This window comes from Aeromonas molluscorum, assembly GCF_051376105.1.
Classification (GTDB): Bacteria; Pseudomonadota; Gammaproteobacteria; order Enterobacterales; family Aeromonadaceae; genus Aeromonas; species Aeromonas molluscorum.
The window spans coordinates 862,898-889,713 of record NZ_JBPQCY010000002.1 but is presented as its reverse complement, the minus strand read 5'-3'; the positions used below and the strand labels follow the sequence as shown (position 1 = coordinate 889,713).

The window sequence follows — 26,816 nt, the reverse complement described above, 5'->3', positions numbered from 1 at the left end:
CCTTGTTCTTATTCGACCAGCAGGGCATCGAGCTCACAGAAATGCTCGCACACCCAGTCTGGATTGGAGTCGGCAATGGGGCGGCCATAGTTATAGCCATAGGTGAGCCCCACCACCTTCATGCTGGCAGCCTGAGCGGCCAGCACATCATTTTCGGAGTCACCCACCATCAGGGTGCGCGCCGGGCTGACACCCAGCTCATGGCAGGCATGCAGCAGCGGTGTCGGGCTCGGCTTCTTTGGTTCCACACAGTTACCGCCCAGCCAGAGCGCGAAGCAATCGGCAATGCCGAGGGCATCGAGGATTGGCTGCACGAAGTGACTCGGCTTGTTGGTCACCACGGCTTGGCGGTAACCCAGTTTTTGCAAACGTCGCAGACTCTGCTCGACGCCATCATACATAGCCAGACCTTCGAGCAGGCAAGCCTGGTAGTGCCGATCGAACAGGCCGCGGGCCTGGCTGAACTGCTCGCCAGCGCCGCGATAATCCAGGGCGCGGGAGATAAGCTTATCGGCACCATTGCCGACCCAGGTACGGACCACGGCCTCGTCGGCCTCGGCCAGTCCCAGGTCGGCAAGGGTGCGATTGACCGCCAGTGCCAGCTGGGAGGCGCTGTCGATCAAGGTGCCGTCCAAGTCGAACAGCACCAGATCGAAGGGACGATTAACGCTGGACATGAGCAAGCTCCGCACGCATCTGGTCGATCACTGCCTTGTAGTCCGGCTGACTGAAGATGGCGGAGCCTGCCACGAACATGTCGGCACCGGCTTGCGCGATCTCGCGAATATTGTCTACCTTGACGCCGCCGTCGATCTCCAGGCGAATGTCACGGCCACTCTCGTCGATCAGACGGCGCACCTGGCGCAGCTTGTCGAGGGTGCCGGGAATAAAGCTCTGGCCGCCGAAACCAGGGTTGACTGACATCAGCAGGATCACGTCCAGCTTGTCCATCACATATTCGAGGCAGGAGAGGGGGGTAGCCGGATTCAACACCAGACCGGCCTGGCAACCCTGCTCCTTGATGAGCCCAAGGGTGCGATCCACATGATCCGACGCTTCCGGGTGGAAGGTGATGAGATTGGCACCCGCCTTGGCAAAATCAGGGACTATCCTGTCCACCGGCTTGACCATGAGGTGCACATCGATCATCGCCTTGATACCGAAGTCACGCAGGGCCTGGCAGACCATGGGGCCTATGGTCAGATTGGGCACATAGTGATTGTCCATCACATCGAAGTGCACCACGTCGGCACCCGCTGCCAATACCTTGGCAACATCGTCACCCAGACGGGCAAAATCGGCGGAGAGGATCGAGGGAGCTATCAGAAAGTCTTTCATCACGTCATCCATTGGCAGCTAGGCGAAAAAACGGCGCAATTTTACCCCAAACTGGCTCAGGAAACGAGACTGATTGCCGCTTACCGCGCCTCATGCCACACAGGAGGCCTATTTTCCCGGTCAAGGAAGCGATACGAGCAGAGATGTCGCGCCACCCAGGCCGGGAAGGTGATGCAGGTCAGGCTGTCTGGCGCAGCCAAGCCTGATGCATATGGCCGTGATCAGAGCAGAAAAACGGGAGGGATCGCCTTTCATGAGCGGGTCAGCGGCAGGATGTCTCGGCGGGTTCTGGGGCTAAAGGGGATACCTTGACGAAAACTGGCTAGGCTGTAGGGAGCCAGGAGGCACAAATGAACCAACGACTCACCCTGTGGCACACGCTCACCAGCACCCTCGCCGCCCTGTTCGGGGTGCAATCCCAACGCAATCGCCAACGCGATTTTGCCAACGGCTCGCCATGGGCGTTCATCCTGATGGGCGTCGTGCTGATCGCTCTGATGGTCGGCTCTCTGTGGCTACTGGTTAGCTGGGTACTCGGCTAAACCATCCCCTCCCCTAGACGCTGGCTCCTGTCTCGACCAGATCCCCTGGATACCACCCCTGCTCCGGCGCGATACCGGGGGGATAGAGCGCCAGCAACTCGGCCACCTTGTTGCGGGTGCCGCCATTGCGGCTGATGGTGCGTTTGACCAGAATCTCATCGAGCCGGGCACCACGGTAGAGTTCACGGGTCAGTTCAATATCATGGTTGCTGATGAGCACGGGCACTCCTTTCTCGGCAGCCGTGTGACGAGCCAACCGGGCCAGTACCGCCTGATCGTCCAGGGTAAAGCCGCCGGCCGAATAGCTGGTAAAACTGGCCGTGGTAGAGAGGGGGGCATAAGGGGGATCGCAATAGATGACCCAGTCGGCCTGCGCCCGCCTGATGGCATCGGCATAACTCTCGCAGATGAAGGTCGCCTTCTGCGCCTTCTCCGCAAAAAACCACAGCTCTTTTTCCGGGAAATAGGGCTTTTTGTAAGAGCCAAATGGGACGTTGAAGCCACCCTTCTTGTTGTAACGGCACAGACCGTTGAACCCATGGCGATTGAGGAACAGGAACAGAAGAGCGCGGTCGAAGCTGCCCTCCGTCTGGTTGAACTGGGTCCGCAATCGATAATAAGCCGCCTTGTGATTGTTCTCAGCCACAAACAGCTTGCGCGCCTCGGCAATCAGCCGCTCAGGTGTGAGCTTGAGGTGGTTATAGAGCGCAATCAGATCCGGGTTGATGTCGTTGAGTACATAGGCATCGTAATCTGTGTTGAGAAATACCGATCCTGCGCCGACGAAAGGTTCCAGCAACACACGTCCTGCTGGCAGGCGCTCGGCAATCTCTTCAACCAGGGAATACTTTCCCCCGGCCCATTTTAAAAAAGCGCGTGTTTTCTTCATGGAAATCCGGCGTTAAGAAGGCAACAACCCAAAAAGGGGGGCGATTCTACCCCCTTATCCGACCTGCTGCTATGGCTTCAGCTCTTTTTGTACCTGGGCGAACGACTTGGGCCAGGGTTGCCCTTTGACGAGGGCGGGTGGCAACTGGCGGATGGCCGCCTTCGCCTGCTGGAGATTGGCATGATCTCCCTGCAGCACCACAAACCAGGGACTACCACGGAATTGGGTCTGATAGACCCAGACCTTGCCCGCCAGCTTGTTCTCAGCCACGAAGCTGTCGACCGCCGGCCGGTTGCTCGCCCCCATCAACTGCACGCTGTAATGGGTCTTGGCTTTCTTTTGCAAGGTGGCTATCGGGGTCAGGGCAACCCGGGGGGCGGGCACTGCCTGCTCGACGTCCTTTACGATGTTGGTGTTGGTCGCCGGGGGGACCGCCACACTCTGACTGCCTGTCGTCTGTTTGGCCTGCGTACCAGCCTGTAGATTGGGCCGGGGCTGACCGACCGTGTTTGACTCTTCACCGGTCAGCTCTTTGACCACTTCGCTGGGCAGGGCGCCGCTGGCGGTGGGCCCTGTCATCAGCTTCTCGACCACGTCGTCGGAGATCACGATTCGACGGCCCTCGTAATTGCCTGACTCGGCAGTCACTGTCTCGCTCTCCACTTTCTTGGGCAAGACCTTGCTTTCTGGTTTCCAATCGCGCACCAAGGCGTCGGTATCATTACCTGCCGCACCAGGTTGCGCAGCCTCCTGGCTAACCCCTTCCGGACTCTCCCCCGCAATGGGTGCGGGCAGTTCTGTGCTCATCGGCTTAGCCGTCTCCTGACCGTCCTGCTTGTCTGAAAACAGCGAAGGCAGCAGGTAAGTGAGCGCCAACAAGATGCCGATAACGGCAACAAAACCCAGGACGACCTGCTTGATGGGCAGCTTGGGTTGCGACTTCTTGGGTCTTCTGTCGGTCATGATATCCTCCAGGGCCTGCATGATGATGGACGGCTGTCCTTTCGACTGGCTCAGGATCTCCTCTACCCTGGTTTTGGGCAAGAGGGTCGCCGGTATCTTCTGCTCTTTTGCTTTCTCATACAGGAAGATGCGTTGCTCAGGTGCGCTCAGCGGCGCGACCTCCAGCTCAAGGGGCGGCATGGCGCGCCCCTTGAGGCCCGCGCGCATAGTGCGACACCAGACGTCATCGCCGGTCAACAGGGTCGCCAACTGATGAGGCTTGGTCAGGGTGTCATTGTGGCGACACAGGGTCCAAAGCTCACTGCTCACCTCAGCAGGCAACTCATGCGCCCGCTCAATCAGCAGCAGCAGCGTTGCAGGCTTTCCTTCCATCATGCGAAAGAAGCTGTCAGCCAGGGCATCTTGGGGATTGAACAGGGGTTTGTCGACTATCTGCTCAAGCAGCAGCTGACGCACCTCGGCCATCTTCATGTCGGGGCGACCGATCAGGCTCACCACCATCACCTTCTCAGGCAAACGGGTCAGCAACAGCTCGCAGAGGGTGGCGCGGCCGCTGCCGGCTGGACCGGATAGGAATATAAAAGGGTGATTGAATTCAATCAGATGCAGCAGCCGTTCGACCAGCTGCCGCTGAGAGGGAAATTGGAGCAACTTACTCACATTCGGACTCGATCACCGATTGCAATTGAGCATCAGACACATCGGCCACCACTTCGGCATGGCCAATTCCCACCGGCAATACCAGACGCAGCTTGCCAGCAAGCACTTTCTTGTCTCGGCGCATGTGGCGCAGGTAGGTATCAAAATTCATATCGGCAGGTCCCTTCACCGGCAACTTGGCAGCCAGCAGCAGGGCACGGATCCGCTCTTGTTGCTCGGCGCTCAACTGACCACGCAACTGCGCTGTGGCCGCCGCTTGCATGATACCGGCAGCAACGGCCTCGCCATGCAACCAGTTGCCATAACCCTGCTCTGCTTCGATGGCATGGCCAAAGGTATGGCCCAGGTTGAGCAGAGCCCTTACACCGTGCTCAGTCTCATCTTCGGCAACCACATCGGCCTTGATCTCGCAGCAGCGCTTGATGGCATGAGCCAACGCGACCGGGTCCTGTTGCTGCAGCCGAGACATGTTCTGCTCCAGCCAACGGAAGAAATCAGCATCCCAGATGATGCCGTACTTGATCACCTCAGCCATGCCAGCGGCGAATTCTCGCTCGGGCAGCGTCTGCAGGCACTCGGTGTCGATGACGACCAGCTTGGGTTGATAGAAGGCGCCTATCATGTTCTTGCCGAGAGGGTGATTCACGGCAGTTTTGCCGCCAACGGAGGAGTCGACTTGGGAGAGAAGGGTGGTGGGGACCTGGATGAAGGGGATACCGCGTTGGAAGCTGGCGGCCGCAAAGCCCACCACATCCCCAATCACACCCCCACCCAGGGCGATCAGGGTAGTATCACGTCCATGGTTGGTCTCAAGCAGCGCTGACATGATGCGCTCGAAAGTCGCCAGCGTCTTGTGCGCCTCGCCGTCCGGCAGGATCAGGTGTTCTACCTGATAGTCCGCCAGTAGCTGACTCACCCGCTCGAGATAGAGGGGAGCCACCACGGTGTTGGTCACTATCATGACCCGCTTACCCTTGATGGCCTGAGTCAGCACGTCGGGGCGCTGCAGCAGTCCAGCCGCTATTTCTATCGGGTAAGAACGCTCACCCAGTTCGACCTTCAACCTTTCCATGGACGTCCTCGACATTACATACCGATTAGCTTGACGATTTGATTGGCAACGATTTTAGCACTCTGATCATCGGTGTGGATAACAAAGTCAGCCACTTCCTCATAGAGGGCATTGCGCTCGTACGCCAGACGCTCCAGCACTTCACGGGGCGGCTCTTCGGTCTGTAGCAAGGGCCTGCGCTTGTCTCTCTGTGTGCGCGCCAGTTGCTTTTCAATGGTGGTTTCGAGGTAAACGACAATGCCGCGGGCAGAGAGCTTGTTGCGGGTTTCGCGGCTCTTGATTGCACCACCGCCCGTCGCCAGCACTATGCCTTGCTGCTCGGACAGATCGCCGATCACCTTCTCTTCGCGAATCCGGAAACCTTCTTCGCCTTCAACATCGAACACCCAGCTGATATCGGCACCACTGCGGCGCTCAATTTCATGATCTGAGTCGAAAAACTCCATATGCAGTTGTTCTGCCAGATGTCTACCTATGGTGCTCTTGCCCGCACCCATGGGACCTATCAGGAAAATATTGCGTTTCTCAGCCATGTCTTTTCATTAGTAATTACAAACTGTACGACCCCGATGAACTATGGATCGGGGTACCTATGAACCTTATCTTGCGATGGATCAGGAGGGGATTATCTCAATAGAAATCAGGACTGGCAACCGCAGACCTTACGCCCCAGCCTCATTGGGGCGTAAGGTTATATGTGTTTTACCCCGATATGTAAAGCATTCAAAACTTGTCGGTAACTATCCTGGGCGTCACAAAAATCAGCAACTCGCGCTTCTTGTTCTCGCTGGTGGTCTTGCGAAACAAGGCGCCAAGGCCAGGGATGTCGCCAAGCAGAGGCACCTTGCTGACATCGTTTTTGATCGTCTGCTGGTAGATGCCGCCAAGCACCAGTGTCTCACCATTGTTTACCAGCACCTGAGTGGTGATGGACTGGGCATTGATGGAGACGGCATCACCTGTCCCCGTTGGCACCGTTTCGCCTTTAGTATCCTGGGTCACTGTCAAGTCGAGGATGACCCTGTTGTCCGGCGTTATCTGCGGTGTCACTTTGAGGCTCAGCACGGCTTTTTTGAAGGTGACCGAAGTCGCGCCGCTTGATGAGGACTCCACATAGGGGATCTCGGTACCCTGTTCAATCAATGCCGGTTTCTGGTTTGCCGTGGTGACTCTCGGGCTCGCGATAATCTCTGCCTTGCTCTCTTTTTCCAGCGCCGACAACTCGAGATCCAGCAAGGTACCATTGGCCAGACGAGCCACCTGGAAAGCCAGGGTGCCGGCGGCGTTGGTGACAGGTAGATTGACGTTAAGGCGATCCTCAACTCCGGGCCTGGTATTGGTGCCAGTGCCATTACCCGAACCATCATTCCCCTCTATCGAACCCGATGTGCTATTGCCATGACCATCATTCTTGGTCACCCCCCAGCGCACCCCGAGTGCCTCGTCGAAGCCGTCATCTATAGTCACCATCCTGGCTTCAATAACCACCTGCTTGACCGGGATATCGAGGATATCCAACATGCGTTTGATGTTGCTGATCACGTCTGCGGTGTCTTTTACCACCAGCACGTTGGTACGCTCATCCACGCTCACGGCGCCTTTGGCCGAGAGCAGCTTGGTACTCTCGGAGGAGAGCAGGGCCGCCACTTCCGACGCCTTGGCATAGTTGATCTGCATATATTCGGTATAGAGCGGCGCCAAATCTGCCACTTGGTTGCGGCTCTCCAACTGCTGCTTCTCCCGGGCCGCTATCTCTTCTGCCGGGGCCACCAGCAAGATGTTGTCATCGAGACGCTTGTCGAGGCCACGCACCTTGAGAATGATGTCAAGCGCCTGCTCCCAGGGCACACCGTCGAGGCGAAGGGTGATATTTCCGGAGACTGAATCCGTGGTCACCAGGTTGAGGTTGTTGAAATCGGCGATGAGTTGCAACACGGTTCGTACCGGTATGTCCTGAAAATTCAGGGAGATGGGTTTGCCTTTATACTGTTTGGCGACAGAGCCGACTGGCGCGCGCTTTTTCACTTCTATGATGAACAACTTGTCCGCCTGATCGTAGCGAAAATCAAACTGGCCATTTACCGATAGCTCGAATCGGGTGTCATTACCCTGGCGAAATGCCTCAACTTGGGAGACTGGGGTGGCGAAGTCTTGTACATTGATGAGGTTCAGCTGATCGTCCGGGATCCGGGTACCGTGAAACTTGGCCACCACTTTCTGCCCTGTACTACTGACATCCACGGCTGCCGAGCTGTTATCCAGCCGCACCAGAAATTCGCCCTGACCATCTTTGCCACGACGAAAATCGACCCCCTTGACCGAGTTGAAATAGGCATCACCAGTGTTGGCTTTGGTGGCGGGTAACATGATGGGTGCCTTGGTAACAGGCATAGGTACGGGTTTGGCCGCCTTGTCGCCGAGGGAGATGAGCAACTTGTTGCCTTGCTGATGCACTTGATAAGGCATCAACCTGTCCAAGGCAATCTGTATATCAAGTCCTGTTCCTTTGCCATCGACCTTGACGCTGTCGACCCCCTCCTGCTTGATGGGCAGTGGGTTGACCTTCAGCGCTCCTACCGCTCCCGGGATGTGCAGCATCAACTGATTAGGCTGGTAACCCAGCCGGTCGGTAAAACCTGAAACCGGCTCGCTAAAGCTCAACTCCAACAAGAGTTGATCGGCTAACAGGGGGTTTACTTTTACCTCCTGCAAGGTCGGGATCGCCCATGCCGGATGAAACAAGCTGCCCAGTAACAGCGCAGCCACCCTGAATGTTATTGCTGTTGTTATTCTCATCGACGCTCATCCCTGATTATCGTTTCGCTTCAAGAAGATGGACCATCACCAGCGGCAATGCTTCATGCTCATCACTGATTATTTTTTGCTTCCATATTGGCCATCACCAACTGCGTTTCTCGTGTTACCCAACATCCCTTGCCGTCGGGTACTGTTTCTAGCAAATCCACCGCTGTATTGGTGATCCTGATGACCCGTCCCTGATCCAGGCCCATGTAATGATTCAACCCCATGCGCATGGATTGACCATCCGGCGTGCGGATGAGTGCCCACAACTGACCCTGTTTACCCATGGTGCCCTGCATGGCCAGACTTGCCAGCGAATAATTCTCAAGCACCTCTTTGGGTCTATTGGCCACTATCTGGGCACAGTCTGCTTTTACTTTTTGTTCAACGCCAGCACGACTCTCTGGCTGGGGTTCACTGAAGGGGTTTCGTTTATCAATCGATTCATAATGCAGGGGAGAGAACGGCGTTATGACGGGCAGTGGTTCTATGGCTATCGGTGGCCTGGCCTTGATCTGGCTGATATAGCCATCCATATTCTCTTGGCTGTTACAACCAGCCAGCAATAACACAAACCAATACTTGGTGAGCTGCCTCATTTTTTCTGCCCCCCAGCATTGCCATTGTATTTATAGGTTTTGGCCAGCATGGACATGGCGATGATATCGCTGTTCGCGCCATGACTCAGGGTGAAAGAGTCCAGAATGACGATACGCGGCAGGGCCGCCATGGCTGCCGTAAACTTGCCTATCTCGTGATAAGTGCCAGCTACCTCAATGCGCATTGGTAATTCGGTGGAGAATTCATGAGGCGCCTCGGCTTCCCAGTGAATACGATTGAGTTTTAGACCGTTGTCGGTGGCGATGAAGCTGATGTCATCAAGCAACCCGGCAACCTCATGGGTGTTGGGCAACTGCTTGAGCTGGGTATCAACCAGTTGCTCCAACTCGACCAGCTGCTTTTTATAGGCAGGCAAGCTAGCCGCCAGCATCGCCTTGCTCTCAAACTGTGCCTTGAGTTCTTTCTCTTTATTCTGTTCCTGAGTCAACGCGGTCATAGAATTGTTTATCACATAGTAATAAATCGCGCCGCCAAGCAAGATGCAACCAAACAGGATGAGTACCCGTTTGGCCGCTTTTGGCCAGCCGCCAATGTTGTTCAGATCCAAATCATTAAGCTGTTGCAGGTTCATGATTTACCTCCCGCGACATCGGCTGGCGACTTGGTGACCTGGAACATCATGGAGAACTGACTGAGGGCAACGGGGGCCACATCCGAGGCAAAAATGGTGCTTATGCGCGATGCCCCCAACCAGCCGGAATCATCAATGCGCCGCATCATACTCGCGACCCGTCCATAGGCTTCGGCCTTGCCATTCACATCGATGACATCACTCTTCAACGCTAGCGTATTAAGGTAGACCCCATTGGGCACCATGACCGGCAACTGATTGAACAGGCGTACAGGTAAGTTACGCCGCTGCTGCAGTCTCTCGATGAGATCCATACGTGCAAGCAACCCTTGGCGCTTATCCTTGATGAGGCGGATTTCACCAAGTTGGGCATCAAGAGTGACCATCTCCTGCACCAAACGTTGATTCAAGCCGCGCTGCTGGGCGACTTGCTGGTTCACGAACCAGTCCACAGCAAATCCCAGCGATGCTGTCATCGCGAGACAAACCCCAAACAGCACACCAAATTGCGTCTTCTCACGCTTTTGCTTAGCGTCACGCCAGGGAAGCAGGTTTATATTTGACATGGTGTGAAGCTCCGCAAGGCCAAGCCAAATGCGGTCATGTACTTGGCTCCATGACCACGACCATCACCGCCACTATGGCCAAACAAAGCAAAAGGATCGGGGTGCAATACCTCCAGAGATAGTTCCTGATGCAGCATATCTGCTAACCCGGCCACCAGACTCCCTCCCCCGGTCAGCACCAGCTTGGAGAGCTCCCGTTGTCCGGATGAGCTGACAAAAAGTTGAATATTGCGACGCACCTGCTGCAACAGACTCTGCAAGTACGGTTGCAGCACCTCAGTCTCATGCCCCTCGGGCAACTGGTTCTGAGTCTTGGCGAGCTCAGACTCATCCAAGGGGAGGTTATAAAAAGAGGAGATAGCTTGGCTGTATTGGTCACCACCAAAATTCTGCAAGCGAAAATAGGTCACTTCACCCTTTTGCACAGAGGCAAAAGTCATGGTACTCGCCCCGATGTCGATGACGGCCACGGGCTTTTCCAAGCTGGCGAGATCAGGCTGACAGGCCAATACGGCGCGGACCAATGCATGGGCTCCAACATCCACCACTCGGGCAGTGAGTTCAGCCTCGGCCAGTGCGCTGACCCGACCGCTGACACTCTCGGTTCGGGCTGCACTGAGCAATACTCGCTGGCGCGTGGCCTCGGAAGCGCCAGCCAATACCTCAAAGTCCAGACTGACTTCATCAAGGGGGTAGGAGATGAGCTGCTCTGCTTCCCGCTGCACCTGATCTTCCAGCTCTCCCTCGCTAAGACCCGCATCGACCAGTATCACCTTGGTGATCACATTGGATCCGGTCACGGCGGTCGCTACATTTTGATTGCTGCCAACCAGCTGGCGCTTGAGGGTCTTGAGAGATTGGCTGACCCTCTCGATGTCCTGCACCTGATAGTCTATCAAGGCCCCTTTGGGCATCTGAACATCGGCAATCGACTCGAGTCTGGGCTTGCTCGCGCTGCCATGCAGGGTAACCGCCTTGAGGGACTGGCTGCCAAAATCAACCCCTATCATGGGGATCAGAGTTCCATTCTTGAATAGCCCAACCATATACACATCCATGCGTTATTGGGTTGTGGTCTTGATTGTAGAACAGCTAACTCCATATTGAGTGGCACCACAACCTAGAATTGCCTAATTATCAGAGCCATAACACATCTTCACTAAATCGCCAGCACAACCGGCATTCTGGCGCAGCTTGGTGAAAAGGGTACGGGATGCTAATCTGAGCGCTCTTTGGCCAGCCGATCCCCTGCTTGGAAATGTCGAATTTTCCTGGGCAGTTTGGGTATACTCTGCGCCTGTTGGTTACTTTTAAGACGATTGGTAGTTCTTCCATGCAGAAATGGCTCGTACGCCTGTTAATAGTGATGATGTTCGGTGCTGTTCTTGGCGTCGCCAGCCTCATCGGTATCTACTTCTACATCAAACCCCAGTTGCCGGATGTCTCGGCCCTGCGTGACGTCAAGCTGGCCACCCCCATGAAGGTGTACAGCCGCGACGGCGAATTGATCGCACAGTTTGGCGAAATCCGTCGCATCCCTCTGCAACTGAGCGATATCCCTCAGTCCATGATCGATGCCGTGTTGGCGACCGAAGATGCCCGTTTCTACGAGCACCCCGGTATAGATCCCATCGGGATCCTGCGCGCGGCCACCGTCTGGGCCGTCTCGGGCAAACCCCAACAGGGCGCCAGTACCATCACCCAGCAGGTGGCTCGTAATTTCTTCCTGACCAATGAGAAGACCATAGTGCGCAAGGTGAAAGAGGTCTTCCTCGCCTGGCGTATCGAACAGAATCTCACCAAAGACGAAATACTGACGCTCTATCTCAACAAGATCCCCCTTGGCTATCGCTCGTTCGGGGTTGGCGCCGCCGCCCAAGTCTATTTTGGCAAAGATGTAAAAGAGCTGACGCTCGATGAGATCGCCATCATCGCCGGCCTGCCCAAAGCGCCTTCCATGCTCAACCCCATCCGTTCTCCAGAGCGCGCTTTCGCCCGCCGCAATGTGGTGCTGGGGCGCATGCTGGATACCGGCAAGATCACCCAGGCCCAGTATGACGAAGCCAGCAAGATGCCCATCAAGGCCCGCTACCACGGCGCCGAAACCACACTCCACGCCCCTTATCTGGCCGAGATGGTGCGCCAGAAGATGGTGGATCAGTTCGGTGAAGACGCCTATACCATGGGCTTGCATGTCTACACCACCGTCAGTGCCGACCGCCAGCGAGCGGCTAAGCAGGCCCTGCTGGATGGCATCACGGATTATGACACCCGTCACGGTTACCGTGGCCCTAGCGCCCAGCTCTGGAAAGAGGGAGAGGCTCAATGGGACTACAACCAGATAGTCGCTCACCTCAATAAGGAGCCTGCCTACAATCCTCTGATCCCGGCTGTAGTGACCAAGCTCGCGGACAAGAGCGCTAGCATAGTGCTCAAAAATGGCAAGCAGGCTGAGCTGAACTGGGATGGCATCAAATGGGCTCGCGCCTTCATCACCGATTCGCGCCAGGGCAATGTGCCCAGAGGTGCAAGAGACGTGTTGAAAGTCGGCGCCCAGATCTGGGTACGAGAACAGGGTGAGTCCTTGATCCTGGCTCAAATTCCGGACGTCAACGCGGCCCTGGTCGCCATGAATCCGACCGACGGTGCCATCGAAGGTCTGGTGGGGGGCTTCAGCTTCGAGCTCTCCAAATTCAACCGGGTCGAGCAAGCTCGTCGCCAGATAGGCTCCAACATCAAACCCTTCCTCTATGCCACCGCCCTTGAGCAAGGTTATACCCTGGCATCCATCATCAATGATGCCCCCATCAACCAATGGGATCCTTCCAAAGGCCCCATGTGGCAACCAAAGAACTCACCGGCCGTCTACGATGGTCCGACACCACTTCGAATTGGTCTCGCCAAATCCAAGAACGTGATGTCAGTGCGCCTGATGCGTGCCATCGGCCTCGATACCTACATGGATGGCCTGATCAAGTTCGGCTTCCCCCGCGAACACATTCAGCGCAATGAATCCCTGGCGCTGGGCGCCGCCGAATTCACGCCAATGGAAGTGGTGCGTGGTTTCTCCATGCTCGCCAACGGCGGCTATCAGGTTACCCCTTATTTCATCAATGAAGTCAGAGACAGCTTTGAAACCCTGCTGTTTGCCGCCAACCCGGCCGCGGCATGCCGCGGCTGCGGCGCCCTGGCTGCCGCCAATATGAACGCCCCCGAGGCCTACCTCAATGTGCCGGGTGACTGGCGCGCACAGTGTGCCATCGACCCCGTGGTGCCCAACAACCTGGCGCCCCAGACCATCAGTGCCCAGAGTGCATTCCTCATCTCCGACACCCTGACCACGGCCATCTGGGGTGGACGTGGCTGGATGGGGACCGGTTGGCGTGCGGCGCGGGATCTCAAGCGTCATGACATCTCGGGTAAAACGGGAACCACCAACGAATCGCGGGATGCCTGGTTCTCCGGCTATACCCCAAATCTGGTGGCCACCGCCTGGATAGGTTTTGACAACCATCAGCGGGCCCTGGGCCGGGTGGCCTACAACGCCAACATGGGCCGTGACCAGACAGCAGGTGGTGAATTCGGTGGCAACGCCGCACAGCCTATCTGGATCGACTTCATGAAAGTTGCGCTCAACAAGGTGCCCGAGCAGCCGATGCCGGTACCGGAGGGCATCATCAAGCTGCCGGTCGACGCCACCACGGGTCTCCTGACTCACGGCAGTAATGCCACCACCGAGTATTTCAAGGAAGGCACAGAGCCAACCCGTTACTCGGCCCCCATCTCGGACGGCAATAGAGTCTATGGGGAGGATGGCTATTACGGTGATGGCGACAGTCCGGTCTCTACCGACGATCTCTTCTGAACCAGGCCCGTCTGGCGGGCCTATTGCAATAAAAAAAAACCGGCGCCTCTGCGCCGGTTTTTTTTATTGCCGCTCACACACTGAGCTGCGCTTGGTGCTGTTCATGGCTCAACTGGCCAACTGCACCTTCATCAAGGCCCGAATACGGCTCGCCAGCTCGTTGAAGCAGGGACGGCGCACCGAATAATGGCGATAGAAAAGTGAGATGGCGCGCCCGGGAACGGGGTCAATCACGGGTCGGTAGCTCACCCCACCCTCATCGCGATTGGCGGGCACCGCCAGGCGCGGGATCAGCGTCATGCCGCTGCCTGCCGCCACCATATTGCGCAGGGTCTCCAGGCTGGTGCCCTGGAAGCGCACATCCTCCCCTACCCCTGCGGCGAAGCAAAACCCCATGGCCTGATCCCGCAGGCAGTGACCATCTTGCAGCATTAGCAGCTTCTTGCCCTTGAGGTTGCCAAGCGGTACAGCCTTGGCGTGGGCTTCGGGGTGCTGCCGGGGGACCGCCAGCCACATGGGCTCCTGATAAAGCGGCAGTGAGCCAAAGCCCTCCATGCCATCCAGTTCAGCCAGAATGACGCAGTCCAGCTCCCCCTCCTCGAGTCGCTTCATCAGTACCTGGGTCTGCTCTTCGTAAAGGTAGAATTCGAGCTGGGGAAAGTGTTCGCGCAGATCCTGGATGATATGGGGCAACAGATAGGGCCCCACCGTGGGGATGAGGCCGATGTGGATCTCCCCTGACATCGGTTCTGCAAAGTGCTGACCGATGTTTTTTAGCTCACGCGCCTCGCGCAGCACCTTGCGAGCCTGCTGGGCCATGGCATCACCGGCTGGGGTAAAGAGCACCTTGCGCGAGGTTCGCTCGATTAAGATAACCCCGAGCTCATCTTCCAGCTTGCGCAACTGGCCACTCAGGGTCGGCTGGCTGACGAAGCAGCGCTCCGCCGCCTTGCGAAAATGTTTCTCCTCTTCCAGCGCTACCAGGTACTCGAGATCGCGAAGGTTCATATATCCCCACTGCTGACGGGCAAAAAATCGACCCCTAGCATGCCCAATAAGTGCTTGAAGAACAAGGCAACCTAGTCAGCCAATCGCGCCAGAAACCCTGCCACGTCTCCCAGATAGGGACCGATGTCGAGACGCTGCAGCGCCTCGCCACGCGCCAGCCCCAAGGTCGGGTAACCTTGGCCCCTGAGTCGGGTTAGCCAACGCTGGCTCTCTAGCAGGGCAGGCTCCAGAGCCTGTGTCTCATAGGCATGCTGAAAGGCAGCCTCATCCACGCCCTGTTCGGCGGCGAGGCTGGCCAACAGCACCGAGTCCCCGACCCAGAGACCATCCCGATAGTGGGACTCCTGGATACGCTGCAACAGGGTCAACTCATTGCCCCCCAGGGTGCCGAGCGCGAGTATGGCGCGAATGGGAGGGGCAGAGTCGAGCTGCAACCCATCCCTGAGCAGCAGCCCATTGAAGTAGCGCTCACCAAAAGGCTGACCGGTCAGGGCCTGGATCCGCTCATCATGAGGTTTGACATAATCACGCAGGGCCAATCCCATCGCCTGGCGCCGCTCGCCTAGCCAGAGACCGCCCGGATGCAGCTTGATCGTTACTCCCGCCAGCCTGGCCGCGGCCGCAAGCAGGGGGGCTGCACCATAACACCAGCCGCAGAGGGGGTCATAAACGTAGTGCAATGTTGTTTCTTTCATCTTCATGGCGTCGTATCCAGCTTGAAAAAACCGGGCCAAGGGGCCCGGTAAAAAACACAGGGAAGTAGGCTCAATGCTTTACCACTTCATCTCGCCGGTCGCGACCTTGGCGCCGATAGCCAGACCATCATCGTCAGGCAACGCGGGGAAGGCTTGCTTCATGCTCTGGATCAAGCTGTCTGAGTCCTTGGCCTTGGCCAGCTCCTGCTCGAAGCGCTGCACATAATCGCGTGTGAAGGTCACGGCTTCGGCCCCCCTGGGCTCTGCTCCCAGGAAGTGGCCCGGGATCACCCTGGCCGGTTTCATCGCCAGCAACTCATTGAGGGTCTTGACCCACTGCGTCCGTGCCGTCTTGGTCTGGCTGTCCGCCATCCAGACATGCACGCCGTGATACACCGGCACGCCACCGAATGCGGTCTTGATAGAGGGGACCCAGAGATAGGCGCTCGGCGTGTTCATTGCCTTTATCTCGATCCGCTCACCTTCAATAGTCAGATGGGACGCCGTCATCACCTCGGGGACTATCAGGCTCTTGGGCGCCTGTTTGCCTAGAATGGGGCCCCAGTAGGCCAGCTTGGCATCCTTGGTGGCCTTGATATGGTCAACTACGTGCTGGCTGGCCACTATCTTGACGTTCGGGAAGGCCGCCTTGAGAGGTTCCAGGCCGAAATAGAAATCGGGATCGCCACCACTGATGAAGATGGTGGTCAGCGTCTTACCACTCTTGTGCAGCAACTCGACCAACGCCTGGCCATCACCGACCCCAAACTGGGCATCAACCAGTATGGCTTCCTTGTCTCCGCTGACGATCTCGGAAGCGACAGGGAAGATCCCCTGCTCGCCCGGGTTGTAGACGGTCACCGTCAGAGGGGCAGCTAGCGCGGCGCCGCTGAGCAGTGTGGTGGCCAGGGTCAAATTGCGAAGTGCTTGCTTGTTCATTGCGTCATTCCTAATGATGGATTCGGGATGAACAGAGTTTATTAGAACGACTGAGTTGCAAATACAGCATAATAGTCACTTCACTGTTGCATGAATCGAACAGATAGAGGTTAAACATGGATAGACTGACCGCCCTGCGGGTCTTTGTCAGTGTGGTGGAACAGGGCAGTTTGAGCGCTGCGGGAGAGCAGCTGGAGATGTCGCGCGCCATGGTTTCACGCTACCTGGCCGAGCTGGAGCGCTGGATGGGAGCCCGCCTGTTGCACCGGACCACTCGCCGCCTCAGTCTGACCGGGCCGGGAGAGGAGGCGTTGTTGCGAGCCCGTACCATGTTGACCCTGGGCGAAGAGATGGAGCAGCTGGCAGCCCAGAGCCAGGATGCCCCCAAGGGATTGCTGCGCATCACCAGCAGCTACTCCCTCTCCGAGGCATTGCTGGTCAACATCGCCAACGACTATCTGGCCCGCTATCCAGGCACGGCTGTCGACATATTGCTGTTGGACAGGACGGTCAATCTGGTGGAGGAGCGTATCGATCTGGCCGTGCGGATCACCAACGATCTGGATCCCAATCTGGTCGCCCGCCGGCTCGGCACCTGCCGCTCGGTGGTCTGCGCCAGTCCGGCTTACCTGGCCAGCCACCCGGTGCCGCAACAGGTGCAAGATCTCGCCTTGCACAACTGCCTCACCTACACCTACTTCGGCAAAAGCCTGTGGCAATTTGATGGGGTGCAGGGCCCTCAGTCGGTTCCCGTCAGCGGCAATCTGAGCGCCAATATATCCAACCTGCTTCTGGCCGCCACCCTGGCGGGGACAGGCATCAGCCTGCAACCCCACTATTCGGTTAAAACGCATCTCGAACGAGGTGAGCTGGTGGCCTTGCTGCCCGACTGGCAGCCCAAGCAAATGGGCGTTTACGGTGTCTATGGCACCCGCAAGCAGATGTCTCCCTTGCTGCGCAGTTTCCTCGACTTCATGGTCGCGCGCATGGCAGCCGATCCACTCTGGCAATAAAACAGGGGCCTTTCGGCCCCTGATAAAGAGAAGCAGGGATCAGGCTTCGAAGCCGGTCAGGGCGATCCCCTCCTCCCCCTCTTGCTCGATGAGGAAAATATCCTTGTAAGCCATATAGATGGAGTAGTTGAGCGCAGGCAACACCACCAGCAGGCCAATCAGCATCAACAGGGTGCCGAGTAGCAGCATGACGCAGCCCAGCAGCCCCCACCAAAGGAAGGGCCACATGTTGCGCTGACAGCCGATGAAGCTGAGTTTGGCGGCCTGCCAGGCTCCGACATCATGGAAATAGATGAGGGCGGGGGCAAAGGTCACCGCCATCAATACCGGCACCAGCAGCAACATCCCCAGCAGCACGCAGAGCAGCACGCCTCTTGCCTGCTCCACCGTCAGGGAAAGCTGTTCGGGATCCTGACTGAACAGATCGCTCAGCCCCCACCAAGAGAGCAGTCCAAAACAGAGCATGGCTATCAGGGTGAAGAGGCCAAGGGCAAACAAGCCCCCCATCATCAGTGGCGTCAATCGGTGGCGAAAGCCAGCGAACAGGTCGGAGAGGGTCAGCCGTCCCTGCTCATCACCCCCTTTGGCCACCACCATCCAACCCGCCATCCACACCATGTAGAGCAGTTGGGAAATAAAGCCTCCCGCGGGTAGCTGCTCGATCAGCAAGCCGACCCCCAGCCAGAGCAGCAACATGGCAACGCTCAGTCCCATGCCCTTGTTGAAGATATCGAATCCACTACGGATCCATAACCAGCCCCGCCCTATGGGGTGACGCTGGGGCTCGGTGCGCAGGGCGCTGTGGGTACTCATCATTTAGCCTCGATAGGATTCGCGGGCTGAGGGCGGCTCAGGGCACAGTCACCGTCACCATGACGGTGGCCGTATAGGGCCCGGTTCGTACCGGCTGACCTGGCAGCTTGGTCGGATACACCCTCACCCTGTAGTCAGTCTTATGGGTGCTTTGCGAGTAGGGTACCCCGATGGCAGTATCAAATGGAATAGGGGTATCCGTATCCTGTTGGAGCAAACCTATGCCCACTCCCGCCAGGCTGGTGTTGATGAAGTTACCCTGACTGGTGAGAGCACCACCAAAGCTGTAACTGAGAGGGATCACGTAGTCGCTCGGGATCTGGCTGCACGACACACTCACATTGACGCTGCGCGGGGCATAACCCCGTGGCACGCCTCCTTCGACGAAGGCACTCTGGGCCACGGCCCCGAGATCCAGAGGAATGCTGGTACCAGCTGGAAACTGGCAGCTCGGGGTTGAGGTGATGCTGATATTCATGGCCAACCGGCTGAACTCGTTGCCAACGTTGGTATCGGGCAGGCTGGAGCGCCGCACGAAGAGGCTGGCGACTGTGCCACTGAAGGTCTGGGTGCCAGTGATCCCCTTGAGCAGCTTGAGGGTATATTTACCGCCATTGACGTCAATGCCGCCAAGCGCCAAATTGAGCAGGTTACCGACACAAACACTGAGCAATCCGATTGTCGTGGTATTGAAGGGGACAGTACGATAACTCCCTCCCACATTGAACTCCGCCTTGAGACCGAAATAATCGTTGAGTTTAATCAGGGTACCCAGGGTATCGGCAATGGTCGGCAGTGTGGTCGCCCCCTGGTAGTAAGCCGTCACCAAGAGACCAAGCGATATACCGGTACAGTCGCAGGTAGCTGTGCTGGTGGTGGCAAAACTGCCATTGGTCGTATCCCCCGGTTGATAGACGCTGACGGGGTTGGTCACCGGGACTGTTGCCAGAAAGGGGCTGGTGCACTGGCCGTTGACGGCGCTCGCATCGGGCAAGTAACAGAGCGCGCCAAACAATAACAGCCCCGGCATCCCCACTCGCTCCAGTGCCCGCCGGGTCCAGCCCGCCCGCTCACCGATTCTGAATTTCATCGCCCTGCTCCCTGAGTCAATTGAAAGCCCTGCTCATGATAGTTGCCATCATCATCAATCCAGCGCGCCCTGCCACGCGCACCGTGCAATGCGATCTCATCTGACACCGCAATGGGCAGAAACAGCTTAGCCTGCGGCGGGATCAAGGCAGCCTCTTGCCAGAGTAGCGACTGCTTGCCGTGGGAGATCAACACCTCACTCAGGCTGATATAAAACCCACCGGGATTGGACACAGTCACGCCCAGCCCCGGCCCGGTTTGCCAAACAAGCCGAGTCACGGCGTCGCGCACTGAGCCAGGCAGGCCTGCGGGCCGATAGAACAGCTTGATGCGGGTGCGATAAGCGAGCTGTACCCTGGCCCCTTCAGCAACAGTTTTGGGAGGTAAACCCAGCACATTGAGCCAGAACAGGGATTCGCGGTCCTGTACCAGATGTTTGGTATCCACCCCGTAAATGCGCAGCATCTGCCCCTTGCGCCCCCCCAACCGGATCATGGGAGGAGTCACCAAAAATGGCGCCTTGCTGTGACTCGGTCCTTGCTGCACATCCCCCTCATCAACCCAGGCCTGCAGCAAGCTGGGGGCCTGGTCATCGTTGAATACCCTGAGACTGGCTTCGGGGGCCCCGCCCGGGTAGACGAGACGCGTCGCCATCAAATTGATGGCGGCCTGTCCCTCTTCTTCCCAAAGCAGGAGCGCACACAGTAACATCAGGCAATAGAGCCGACGCGGCTTCATCATGGCGTCTGCTCAGGCTGACAGAGGGCGGTCACCTGCTGATAGGGAATGGCAGGATCCGGCTTGGGTTGTCGATAGTCCAGACGGCAGCGCTGGCTTCCCTCCTTGCCCCACTGCACGTGAAGCGGCCCCTGTTCGCCGCGCACGAAAATAAGTCCCCCCTGTCCGACCACGGCCACCGAGCGGCCACTGCTATCAACTACATCGGCCCCAAAAGGCAGCGTCATCCGATCCGGTAGCTGGGCCTGCAGCAGCAAGGGTTGGCCGATATGAGTCTCATAGTCGAGTTTGACGATGGCACCGCGCCTGGGGGCCACCATCTGCGCACTGCCCTCTATCTCCACGTCCACCGGCAGCCCCCCCGGATCCAGACTGATGATGTTGTTGCGATAGGGATTGAGCCCGGCCAGCACCGCATAACCATCTCCATCGACCTCACTGCCGATACCATGGCTTATCTTGGCTCCCTGAGCCCCTCTGGCCTCCACCAGCGCCATTGTCTCCCCTTGGGTCTGGCCCAATACCCAACCATCTTTATGTACCAGCAAGGTCCCTTTGGCCGAGGCGACATATTGGGAGTAACCATCTCCCTGACTGGTGCTGGCGCCGAGTTGGGCCGCGGCCCCCTGATACTGCAAATTCCCGCCGTAACCATAGTGGCTGGCTGCGCCCCCTCCATTCTTGCTGGCGTAAAGCCCGTAATAGAGCAGACCATCGCGAGCACCACCATTGAGATCGGCGCGGGCGCTGTAGCCCTGTCCCTCCTGATAGGAGAGGGTGCTACTCAGGCGTGGCCCACCGAGTGCCTCGCCGATGGGAATGCTGAGACTCAACACATATTGATCCCCGCCATCGTCCTCATTGAGGGAGTGACTGGCCGAGAGGGAGAGACTGCCCCAGCTAACCCCCTTGTTGTAACCCAGCTGGAAGCTGCTGTTGTTCGCTTCACCTCCCCAGTAGTTGCGCGCGATGCCACTGAAATAGAGATCGCCCAGCTCCCCTACCGGCTGGCTGATGTTGAGTTGGAAGCGATTGCGTTCCCGTTGCAACAAATTGAGGCGATCTCCCTGCAATGCCGCCACATCGTTGAGGTCCAGATAACCCTCGCTCGAGAACCGGTATGCGGCCAGCGTGACATAGGTGCGGGTGTAATCCAGTTGCTTGCTGTAGGTCAACTGATAGCTTTGCCCCGACAACTCCTTGGCTAATCTGGACTCGGGGGGAAGATCCCGTGCCCAGGAGCCGGTGAGATCGAGAGCGAGAGCGCCATAATCGGAGCCGACTGCCAATCCCCCCAGCAGGGCGCCATAATCTTGCGCCGCAATAGCACCACCGTAGAGGGTCAGGATATTGGAGAGGCCGCGTCTGTAGGTGCCTTGCAAGAAGTTGGGACCATCAACCCCCGCATCATTGCGATACTGGCCCAGGGTCAGGCTAAACCGGGAGGCATCGGTGCGCAGCATCTGCACCACCGATGAAAATGGCAGGGTGAAACTGCGCTCACGACCGTCAGCTTCCGTAATAGTCACATCGAGATCGCCCGCAAAACTGGTGGCATAGAGATCGTCGATAGCGAAGGCGCCAGGGGCAACTTGGGTCTCATAGATGAGTGCCGTTCCCTGACGGATGGTCACCCTGGCATTGGTCTCGGCAGTACCGCGTACCACAGGGGCGAAGCCACGCTCAAAATCCGGCAGCATGGCATCATCGCTGGCAAGCTGCACACCGGTGAAGGGCACACTGTCGAAGCTGTCTCCCGGGGAAAAATACTCCCCCAAGGTGAGCTGGGCTCTCTGCCCTGTGATATCCCGCTGGGCATAGCTGTTGAGCGCTTGATAATCACCTTCGCTCTGAAAGGAGCCATTGTGACGTAAACGCCAGCTCCCCAGGTTGAGCCCACTATTGAGGTTGATGTTGCTGCTGAGCTTGTCTGATGCGCCGCGCTGGTCGCTGTAATAGAGATTGGCGTTATAACCGACAAAACCGGCATTGATCCCCTGCACCCACTGATCCGGCCCCACATAGTTGCGACGCACCCGTCCGACATAAGCCTGCGGCAGGCTCAGCGCACCTGTCAGGCTGGGCAAATCCAGAGTGAAACGGGCTTCAGGCACCAACGCTTCCACCTCGATACAATCGCTCTGTAACAGCGCGTTAACTGCCTGCTGATGAGGGAGCTTACCGATCAACAGCCCCCATTGCTCAACCTGAGCTGATTTGAAACAGAAGCGGGGTGACTGGGGATCCGCGCCCGTCCTCACCTCCAGCTGCTGGCTCAGCTTGTCTTGGCCGTTAATGATGATATCGAGTTGATAAATACCTGGCGGAACAAAGTCGGCGCGAGAGAAGCGGGTCAGGTCGATATTCATGCCAAGAGCGTCAAGCAGCTGGCTATTGAACTCCACCGGTTCGGGAGCCGCTATCGCCTTGGCTTGCACCGGCTCATTCGCCATTGCGGTATGACCGATGAGCAGGATTATAAGCAGGAAAATGCGTGTAACCCGGCAAGATGCCAGGCAGGCGGGGGGGCAAACATGAAGACCTGTCATCGATATGGCGGCAGGGAGAACACAGGCAATCACGGCGCACCTCCCTCCAGATACAGACTGACATCGAATGCGGGAAGACCTGGCGCCGGGCTCAATTCCCCGACCCGGTGCTCGTCAGTTGAACGCGAATCGGCCCACCTCGCGGGCACCATAATCATTAAGCCAATAGAAGGTCACCGTTTTGGCCTGCACTGGCCCGCTCAATCGTTCCAGAGGAAAATCAAAACTGGCTCCAGGCGCCACCATGCCACCGCTGCGATTGACATACTGCCTGGCCTGGGCCGTTGTCAGATCGAGATTGCTGATGCTGACGTGGTAACTGCTCGGGTTGCTGGCTCGCAGCACGTAACCACTCGCCTGGTGCAGCAATTGCCACTGCAACCCGTTGGCGGATTGCTGGATATCACCGGCCAATCCCTGGGGCCGATAGAACAGCTTGATGCGAGAGCGAAAGGCGAGTTGCACCAGATTCTGACCCGCCACGGCAGACTTGGCACTGGGCGGCACTTCCAGCACATTGAGCCAGAACACCGACTCCTTGTTGAGGGGCAGTCCTTGCCCTATGTAAGCAAGGCGCAGGGATTGGCCGCGCAAGGCCTCTATTCGGGTAATGGGTGGTGTGATGAGGAAGGGCAATCTATCGGCACCGGGCCGGATCCGGCGATCGCCCGTATCCATCCAGACCTGAACCAACGCTGGCAGCGTGCCCTTATTGGTCAGCTCCAGTGTCACTTCACGAGCCGTGGAGGGATAGATGACCCGGGTGCCAGATATCTGAACCTGCCCCCAGGCCAGCATGGGAAAGAGCACAACCCCATGGAGCAGGAATCGACCTAACATGCCGCTCCAACGGGCCAGACCCGATACCGTGCTCATGGGGCAGATCTCAGTGATAATCGAGAGAATAGATAAGGTCAGCTGACACCAACCCGGCTCCCACAGGCCCGGTGGCTATGTACTGGGCGCTGTAATAAAGGGTGGCATCGCCGGTCGCATTGAAATCAACCAGTACATCATTGCCCGTGTTGTCTCTCAGATCGATAGGGGTGCTGTCGGATGCTAGGATCTGCACCTCCACGTTAGCCGCCGGGTTCTTACCGCCGGACGCCACCGCTTTATTGCTCAGATTCCCCGTGCTCTGGGCCACGCCAAAGTTCTCGAAATAGGCTCGCACCGAACCCGTCGTCGGGCAGCTGGTGAGCTCCAGATTGAAACCTGTCGCACCGGCGGTTACCCCCAGACCGGAGAGTGCATTGGTACTGACAGTGGGCAGGGTCACAATCGCCGAAGCACTGCCACCGTTGACAGAAATGTCGCAGGTTCCCGCCGTGACCTCCCCAGTGATCGTTATGGTGCCATTGAAGGCCAAGACAGACCCCGAGGCCAGCAAGCTGGCCGAGAGTCCAAGAGCCGCAAGAAGATTTATTTTCATCACAACCTCCACCTAACCCGCTGGGATAGCTCAACTCGGTGTGCTGGCAATGCTCTGTTCTCTATCTCCGGCACATCATCCTTGATGGGTGTCATTTAACGACCAAAAGTTAATGACTTATTAGTAAATAGCACAACCTGCGGCGCAGTGCCTGCCGCAGCTCAAAATATAGAAAGCCCCAAGTGAACCATTCACTGTTTCAAGGAGAAGTACTATTCAGCCTGGGGATGTCAGACAGATAAACGGCGATGTGGCATCATATCGCCTCTGTTATTTGCCTCTATCCGGAGTGGTCTATGCGCCTCTTGTTCTCCCTCTGCCTGCTGCTGTGCAGTGCAGCCCTGCAGGCTGAGCCCGGCTTTATCAGCCGCTTGCTCAATCAACCCGTTCCCGGTGGCATCGCCGTCATTCCCCTCGATGAAGGGAGCCAGACACCTGCTCCTCGCTATGAGGGAAATCCCGTGCTGGTGGTCAAGGAGCAAGGCAAGGAGTGGATCGCCATCGTCGGCATACCGCTCAAGAGCAAGCTCGGCGAGCATCGGCTCTCCCTGGCCGACGGTCGCACCCTCGCCTTCACCGTCGAAAACAAGCACTACCGCGAGCAGCACATCAAGCTCAAGAACAAGCGGCAGGTCAATCCCAACCCCGATGATCTCGCCCGCATCCAGCGTGAACTGGCCGAGCAGACCCAAGCTTATCAGTCCTTCAGCCCGATCCAGCCTAGCAATCTGATGTTTGACAAGCCGGTGCAGGGGCCACTCTCCAGCCCGTTCGGACTGCGACGCTTCTTCAATGGTGAGGAGCGTAACCCCCACTCGGGGCTCGACTTTGCGGTCGGTGCCGGCACTCCCGTCAAGGCCCCCGCCGCGGGCAAGGTGATCCTTATCGGCAACTACTTCTTCAATGGTAATACCGTCTTTATCGATCACGGCCAGGGGTTGATCAGCATGTTCTGCCATCTCTCCAAGGTGGATGTGAAACGGGGTCAGAGTCTGCCCAGAGGCGGCATTCTCGGCCGAGTAGGCTCAACTGGCCGTGCCACCGGCCCCCATCTGCACTGGAACGTCAGCCTCAACGACAGCCGGGTCGATCCCGCCATCTTTATCGGTGCCTTCAAGCCCTGAAGCCGGCTATCCAGAACTGAAAAAAGGCAGCCATTGGCTGCCTTTTTTCATGCACTGACCCCACTTATCCTGAGGTCATAGTCGCCTTGTCTATCAGGAGGTGGCCCCGCCATGGCGTGCCGACTCCTGGCGCATGCCCCACACCATGATGGCGATCAGCAAAGCGCTGGAAGTAGGCAGGGCCAGCCAGACGCCTGCTACCCCCCACAGGGTGGAAAATAGCCACAAGAAACCACCGATCAACACTAGCTTGCCGCCGGTAAGCAGGGAAGCCATGCGCGCGCGGCCTATGGCCTGGAAGTAAGTTGCCCCCACCAGCAACAATCCCTCCAGCGGCAAGCCCCAGAAGTAAAGCCAGATGCCCAAGGTAGCCACCGGCAGCAGGGCCGGGTTGTCGCCGGCAAACAGGTAGACGGCCCCCTCTGGCCAGAGATAGAGCGGGAACAAGGCCAGCAAGGCGATAATCAGGGTCGTCCCCAGCGCCAGGTTGCGAATGCGGATGACCCTGTGCCACAGCCCGGCGCCGGCATTGAAGCTGGCGATGGGTTGAATGCCCATGGCGATCCCCTCGAAGATGAGATAGAAGAAGGCCTCGGTGTAACTTATCACCCCATAAGCGGCGACATGCAGCGAGGTTCCCACCGCCAGCATGGCCTTGTTGTGCATGGCCAATACCACAGAGAGATAGAGATACATCAGGAAGCTGGAGAAACCGAGCCGCAACGTCTGGCCAATTTGACGCCAATCCGGACGCAGGCTGTCCCAACGGATCCGTAGCTGACTGCGGCGGCTAAGGAAGTGCCACAGGCAGAGTCCACCTGTCATCGCTTGTGAGAGCATGGTGGCGATGGCCGCCCCCGCCAGCCCCCATGGCAACACGGCCATCAGCAGGTAATCGAGTAGCACATTGAGTACGCCACCTGCCACCAGGATCCAGGTGGTGAGTCCGGGGTGACCGTCGTTGCGCAGCAGGGCAGTAAACGCCATGGAGAGCACGGCAAAGACCCCAAGCAGGGCGTACCAGTCTAGGTAGGCAACGCCTGCATCGAACACGGCGCCCTCGGCCCCCATCCAGCGCAGCAGTCCCTCCCCGTAGAGGAGTCCGATGCCGCTGAGCAGCAGAGAGGCCAGCAGCACCAGTAGCAAGGCATTGCCGACTATCAGGCGGGCAAGTTGCGACTCCCCCTTGCCCTGCAAGAAGGAGACCCGGGCGCTGGCGCCCATGCCGATGAGGGCTCCGACCGCATAGAGCACGGCGCAGATGGGATAGGCGAGCATCATGCCCGCCAGTCCGTCTTGTCCCAGGATGTGGCCAATGAAGATGCCATCTATGGTGACATAGACCCCGGTGACCAACATGGCAGCCACCGTCGGCGTGACATAGCGCAAACACAGACGGCCGAGCGGGGCCGTGCCCAGATCCAGGGTCGACATAGAATTCTCAACAGTGACAAGCAAAGGGGCAGGATAATAGCCAAACAAATCCATTTTCACCCGTTATTTATGTTACGAATCATTAATATGTAA

Annotated in this window: 25 protein-coding genes; 4 read left to right on the top strand and 21 right to left on the bottom strand. The window is 57.8% G+C overall.

What is annotated here, in order from left to right; all coding sequences use genetic code 11:
• Positions 1-8: 8 nt before the first annotated feature.
• A complete protein-coding gene (locus tag ACSMDR_RS14715) occupies positions 9-677 on the bottom strand; it encodes a phosphoglycolate phosphatase (RefSeq protein WP_436468734.1) in 669 nt (222 codons plus the stop codon).
• On the bottom strand, positions 664-1,338 hold the full coding sequence (gene rpe / locus ACSMDR_RS14710) for a ribulose-phosphate 3-epimerase (protein WP_005899831.1): 675 nt from the start codon (positions 1,336-1,338) through the stop codon (positions 664-666). The genes ACSMDR_RS14715 and rpe overlap by 14 nt, the downstream gene beginning before the upstream one ends.
• A 350-nt stretch (positions 1,339-1,688) precedes the next feature.
• Between rpe and ACSMDR_RS14705 the strand changes: the two genes are divergently transcribed.
• Entirely contained in the window at positions 1,689-1,880 is a 192-nt protein-coding gene (locus ACSMDR_RS14705) for a DUF2970 domain-containing protein (RefSeq protein WP_436468733.1), read from the top strand.
• A gap of 13 nt (positions 1,881-1,893) precedes the next feature.
• Here ACSMDR_RS14705 and ACSMDR_RS14700 read toward each other — a convergent pair whose 3' ends face one another.
• From ACSMDR_RS14700 to pilM, 9 genes are all read right to left on the bottom strand, one after another.
• On the bottom strand, positions 1,894-2,769 hold the full coding sequence (locus tag ACSMDR_RS14700; RefSeq protein ID WP_040319092.1) for a Dam family site-specific DNA-(adenine-N6)-methyltransferase: 876 nt from the start codon (positions 2,767-2,769) through the stop codon (positions 1,894-1,896).
• 69 nt (positions 2,770-2,838) lie between these two features.
• Positions 2,839-4,392, bottom strand: coding sequence for an SPOR domain-containing protein (locus ACSMDR_RS14695; RefSeq protein WP_436468732.1), 1,554 nt, complete (start codon positions 4,390-4,392; stop codon positions 2,839-2,841).
• On the bottom strand, positions 4,385-5,464 hold the full coding sequence (gene aroB / locus ACSMDR_RS14690; RefSeq protein ID WP_436468731.1) for a 3-dehydroquinate synthase: 1,080 nt from the start codon (positions 5,462-5,464) through the stop codon (positions 4,385-4,387). The genes ACSMDR_RS14695 and aroB overlap by 8 nt, the downstream gene beginning before the upstream one ends.
• 14 nt (positions 5,465-5,478) lie before the next feature.
• Positions 5,479-5,997, bottom strand: coding sequence for a shikimate kinase AroK (gene aroK, locus ACSMDR_RS14685; protein ID WP_005909680.1), 519 nt, complete (start codon positions 5,995-5,997; stop codon positions 5,479-5,481).
• A 190-nt stretch (positions 5,998-6,187) separates the two neighbouring features.
• Entirely contained in the window at positions 6,188-8,260 is a 2,073-nt protein-coding gene (locus ACSMDR_RS14680) for a type IV pilus secretin PilQ (protein ID WP_436468730.1), read from the bottom strand.
• A gap of 71 nt (positions 8,261-8,331) precedes the next feature.
• The gene (locus ACSMDR_RS14675) at positions 8,332-8,865 is read right to left on the bottom strand and encodes a pilus assembly protein PilP (protein WP_005909684.1); all 534 of its coding nucleotides are present in this window, start codon (positions 8,863-8,865) and stop codon (positions 8,332-8,334) included.
• On the bottom strand, positions 8,862-9,458 hold the full coding sequence (gene tapO, locus ACSMDR_RS14670; RefSeq protein ID WP_436468729.1) for a PilO family type IV pilus biogenesis protein TapO: 597 nt from the start codon (positions 9,456-9,458) through the stop codon (positions 8,862-8,864). Before tapO ends, ACSMDR_RS14675 begins: the two co-directional genes overlap by 4 nt.
• On the bottom strand, positions 9,455-10,024 hold the full coding sequence (gene tapN, locus ACSMDR_RS14665) for a PilN family type IV pilus biogenesis protein TapN (RefSeq protein ID WP_436468728.1): 570 nt from the start codon (positions 10,022-10,024) through the stop codon (positions 9,455-9,457). Before tapN ends, tapO begins: the two co-directional genes overlap by 4 nt.
• Positions 10,012-11,070 carry a type IV pilus assembly protein PilM gene (gene pilM / locus ACSMDR_RS14660; RefSeq protein WP_436468727.1) on the bottom strand — a complete coding sequence of 353 codons (1,059 nt, stop codon included), beginning with the start codon at positions 11,068-11,070 and terminating at the stop codon, positions 10,012-10,014. The genes tapN and pilM overlap by 13 nt, the downstream gene beginning before the upstream one ends.
• A 287-nt stretch (positions 11,071-11,357) precedes the next feature.
• On the opposite strand from pilM, the gene ACSMDR_RS14655 reads away from it, so the two are divergent.
• Complete coding sequence (locus ACSMDR_RS14655) at positions 11,358-13,889, top strand: penicillin-binding protein 1A (protein ID WP_436468726.1); 2,532 nt, start codon at positions 11,358-11,360, stop codon at positions 13,887-13,889.
• 108 nt (positions 13,890-13,997) lie between these two features.
• Here ACSMDR_RS14655 and oxyR read toward each other — a convergent pair whose 3' ends face one another.
• The 3 genes from oxyR to ACSMDR_RS14640 form a co-directional block, all read right to left on the bottom strand.
• Positions 13,998-14,897, bottom strand: a complete 900-nt coding sequence (oxyR, locus tag ACSMDR_RS14650) for a DNA-binding transcriptional regulator OxyR (RefSeq protein ID WP_436468725.1) — start codon at positions 14,895-14,897, stop codon at positions 13,998-14,000.
• A gap of 71 nt (positions 14,898-14,968) precedes the next feature.
• Positions 14,969-15,598, bottom strand: a complete 630-nt coding sequence (locus tag ACSMDR_RS14645) for a DsbA family protein (protein ID WP_005913793.1) — start codon at positions 15,596-15,598, stop codon at positions 14,969-14,971.
• A gap of 72 nt (positions 15,599-15,670) precedes the next feature.
• On the bottom strand, positions 15,671-16,531 hold the full coding sequence (locus ACSMDR_RS14640; protein ID WP_436468724.1) for a Vmh family MBL fold metallo-hydrolase: 861 nt from the start codon (positions 16,529-16,531) through the stop codon (positions 15,671-15,673).
• A gap of 116 nt (positions 16,532-16,647) precedes the next feature.
• On the opposite strand from ACSMDR_RS14640, the gene ACSMDR_RS14635 reads away from it, so the two are divergent.
• Positions 16,648-17,544 (top strand): LysR family transcriptional regulator, encoded by an 897-nt coding sequence (locus tag ACSMDR_RS14635; protein WP_436468723.1) that lies wholly within the window; start codon positions 16,648-16,650, stop codon positions 17,542-17,544.
• Positions 17,545-17,583: 39 nt separating this feature from the next.
• Here ACSMDR_RS14635 and ACSMDR_RS14630 read toward each other — a convergent pair whose 3' ends face one another.
• The 6 genes from ACSMDR_RS14630 to ACSMDR_RS14605 all read right to left on the bottom strand — a co-directional run bounded on the left by ACSMDR_RS14630 (position 17,584) and on the right by ACSMDR_RS14605 (position 24,165).
• Complete coding sequence (locus ACSMDR_RS14630; RefSeq protein ID WP_436469332.1) at positions 17,584-18,357, bottom strand: BPSS1780 family membrane protein; 774 nt, start codon at positions 18,355-18,357, stop codon at positions 17,584-17,586.
• A gap of 37 nt (positions 18,358-18,394) precedes the next feature.
• Entirely contained in the window at positions 18,395-19,447 is a 1,053-nt protein-coding gene (locus tag ACSMDR_RS14625; RefSeq protein ID WP_436468722.1) for a fimbrial protein, read from the bottom strand.
• Positions 19,444-20,187, bottom strand: a complete 744-nt coding sequence (locus tag ACSMDR_RS14620; RefSeq protein WP_436468721.1) for a fimbrial biogenesis chaperone — start codon at positions 20,185-20,187, stop codon at positions 19,444-19,446. The genes ACSMDR_RS14625 and ACSMDR_RS14620 overlap by 4 nt, the downstream gene beginning before the upstream one ends.
• Complete coding sequence (locus tag ACSMDR_RS14615) at positions 20,184-22,637, bottom strand: fimbria/pilus outer membrane usher protein (protein ID WP_436468720.1); 2,454 nt, start codon at positions 22,635-22,637, stop codon at positions 20,184-20,186. The genes ACSMDR_RS14620 and ACSMDR_RS14615 overlap by 4 nt, the downstream gene beginning before the upstream one ends.
• Positions 22,638-22,847: 210 nt before the next feature.
• Entirely contained in the window at positions 22,848-23,609 is a 762-nt protein-coding gene (locus ACSMDR_RS14610) for a fimbria/pilus periplasmic chaperone (RefSeq protein WP_436468719.1), read from the bottom strand.
• Positions 23,610-23,619: 10 nt separating this feature from the next.
• Positions 23,620-24,165: a fimbrial protein gene (locus tag ACSMDR_RS14605; protein WP_436468718.1), complete on the bottom strand. Its 546-nt coding sequence runs from the start codon at positions 24,163-24,165 to the stop codon at positions 23,620-23,622.
• Between the two features lie 296 nt (positions 24,166-24,461).
• Between ACSMDR_RS14605 and ACSMDR_RS14600 the strand changes: the two genes are divergently transcribed.
• Entirely contained in the window at positions 24,462-25,289 is an 828-nt protein-coding gene (locus ACSMDR_RS14600; protein WP_005897369.1) for a peptidoglycan DD-metalloendopeptidase family protein, read from the top strand.
• A gap of 93 nt (positions 25,290-25,382) precedes the next feature.
• Here the strand turns inward: ACSMDR_RS14600 and ACSMDR_RS14595 are convergent, their stop codons facing one another.
• Positions 25,383-26,723 carry an MATE family efflux transporter gene (locus tag ACSMDR_RS14595; protein ID WP_436468717.1) on the bottom strand — a complete coding sequence of 447 codons (1,341 nt, stop codon included), beginning with the start codon at positions 26,721-26,723 and terminating at the stop codon, positions 25,383-25,385.
• Positions 26,724-26,816: the final 93 nt, after the last annotated feature.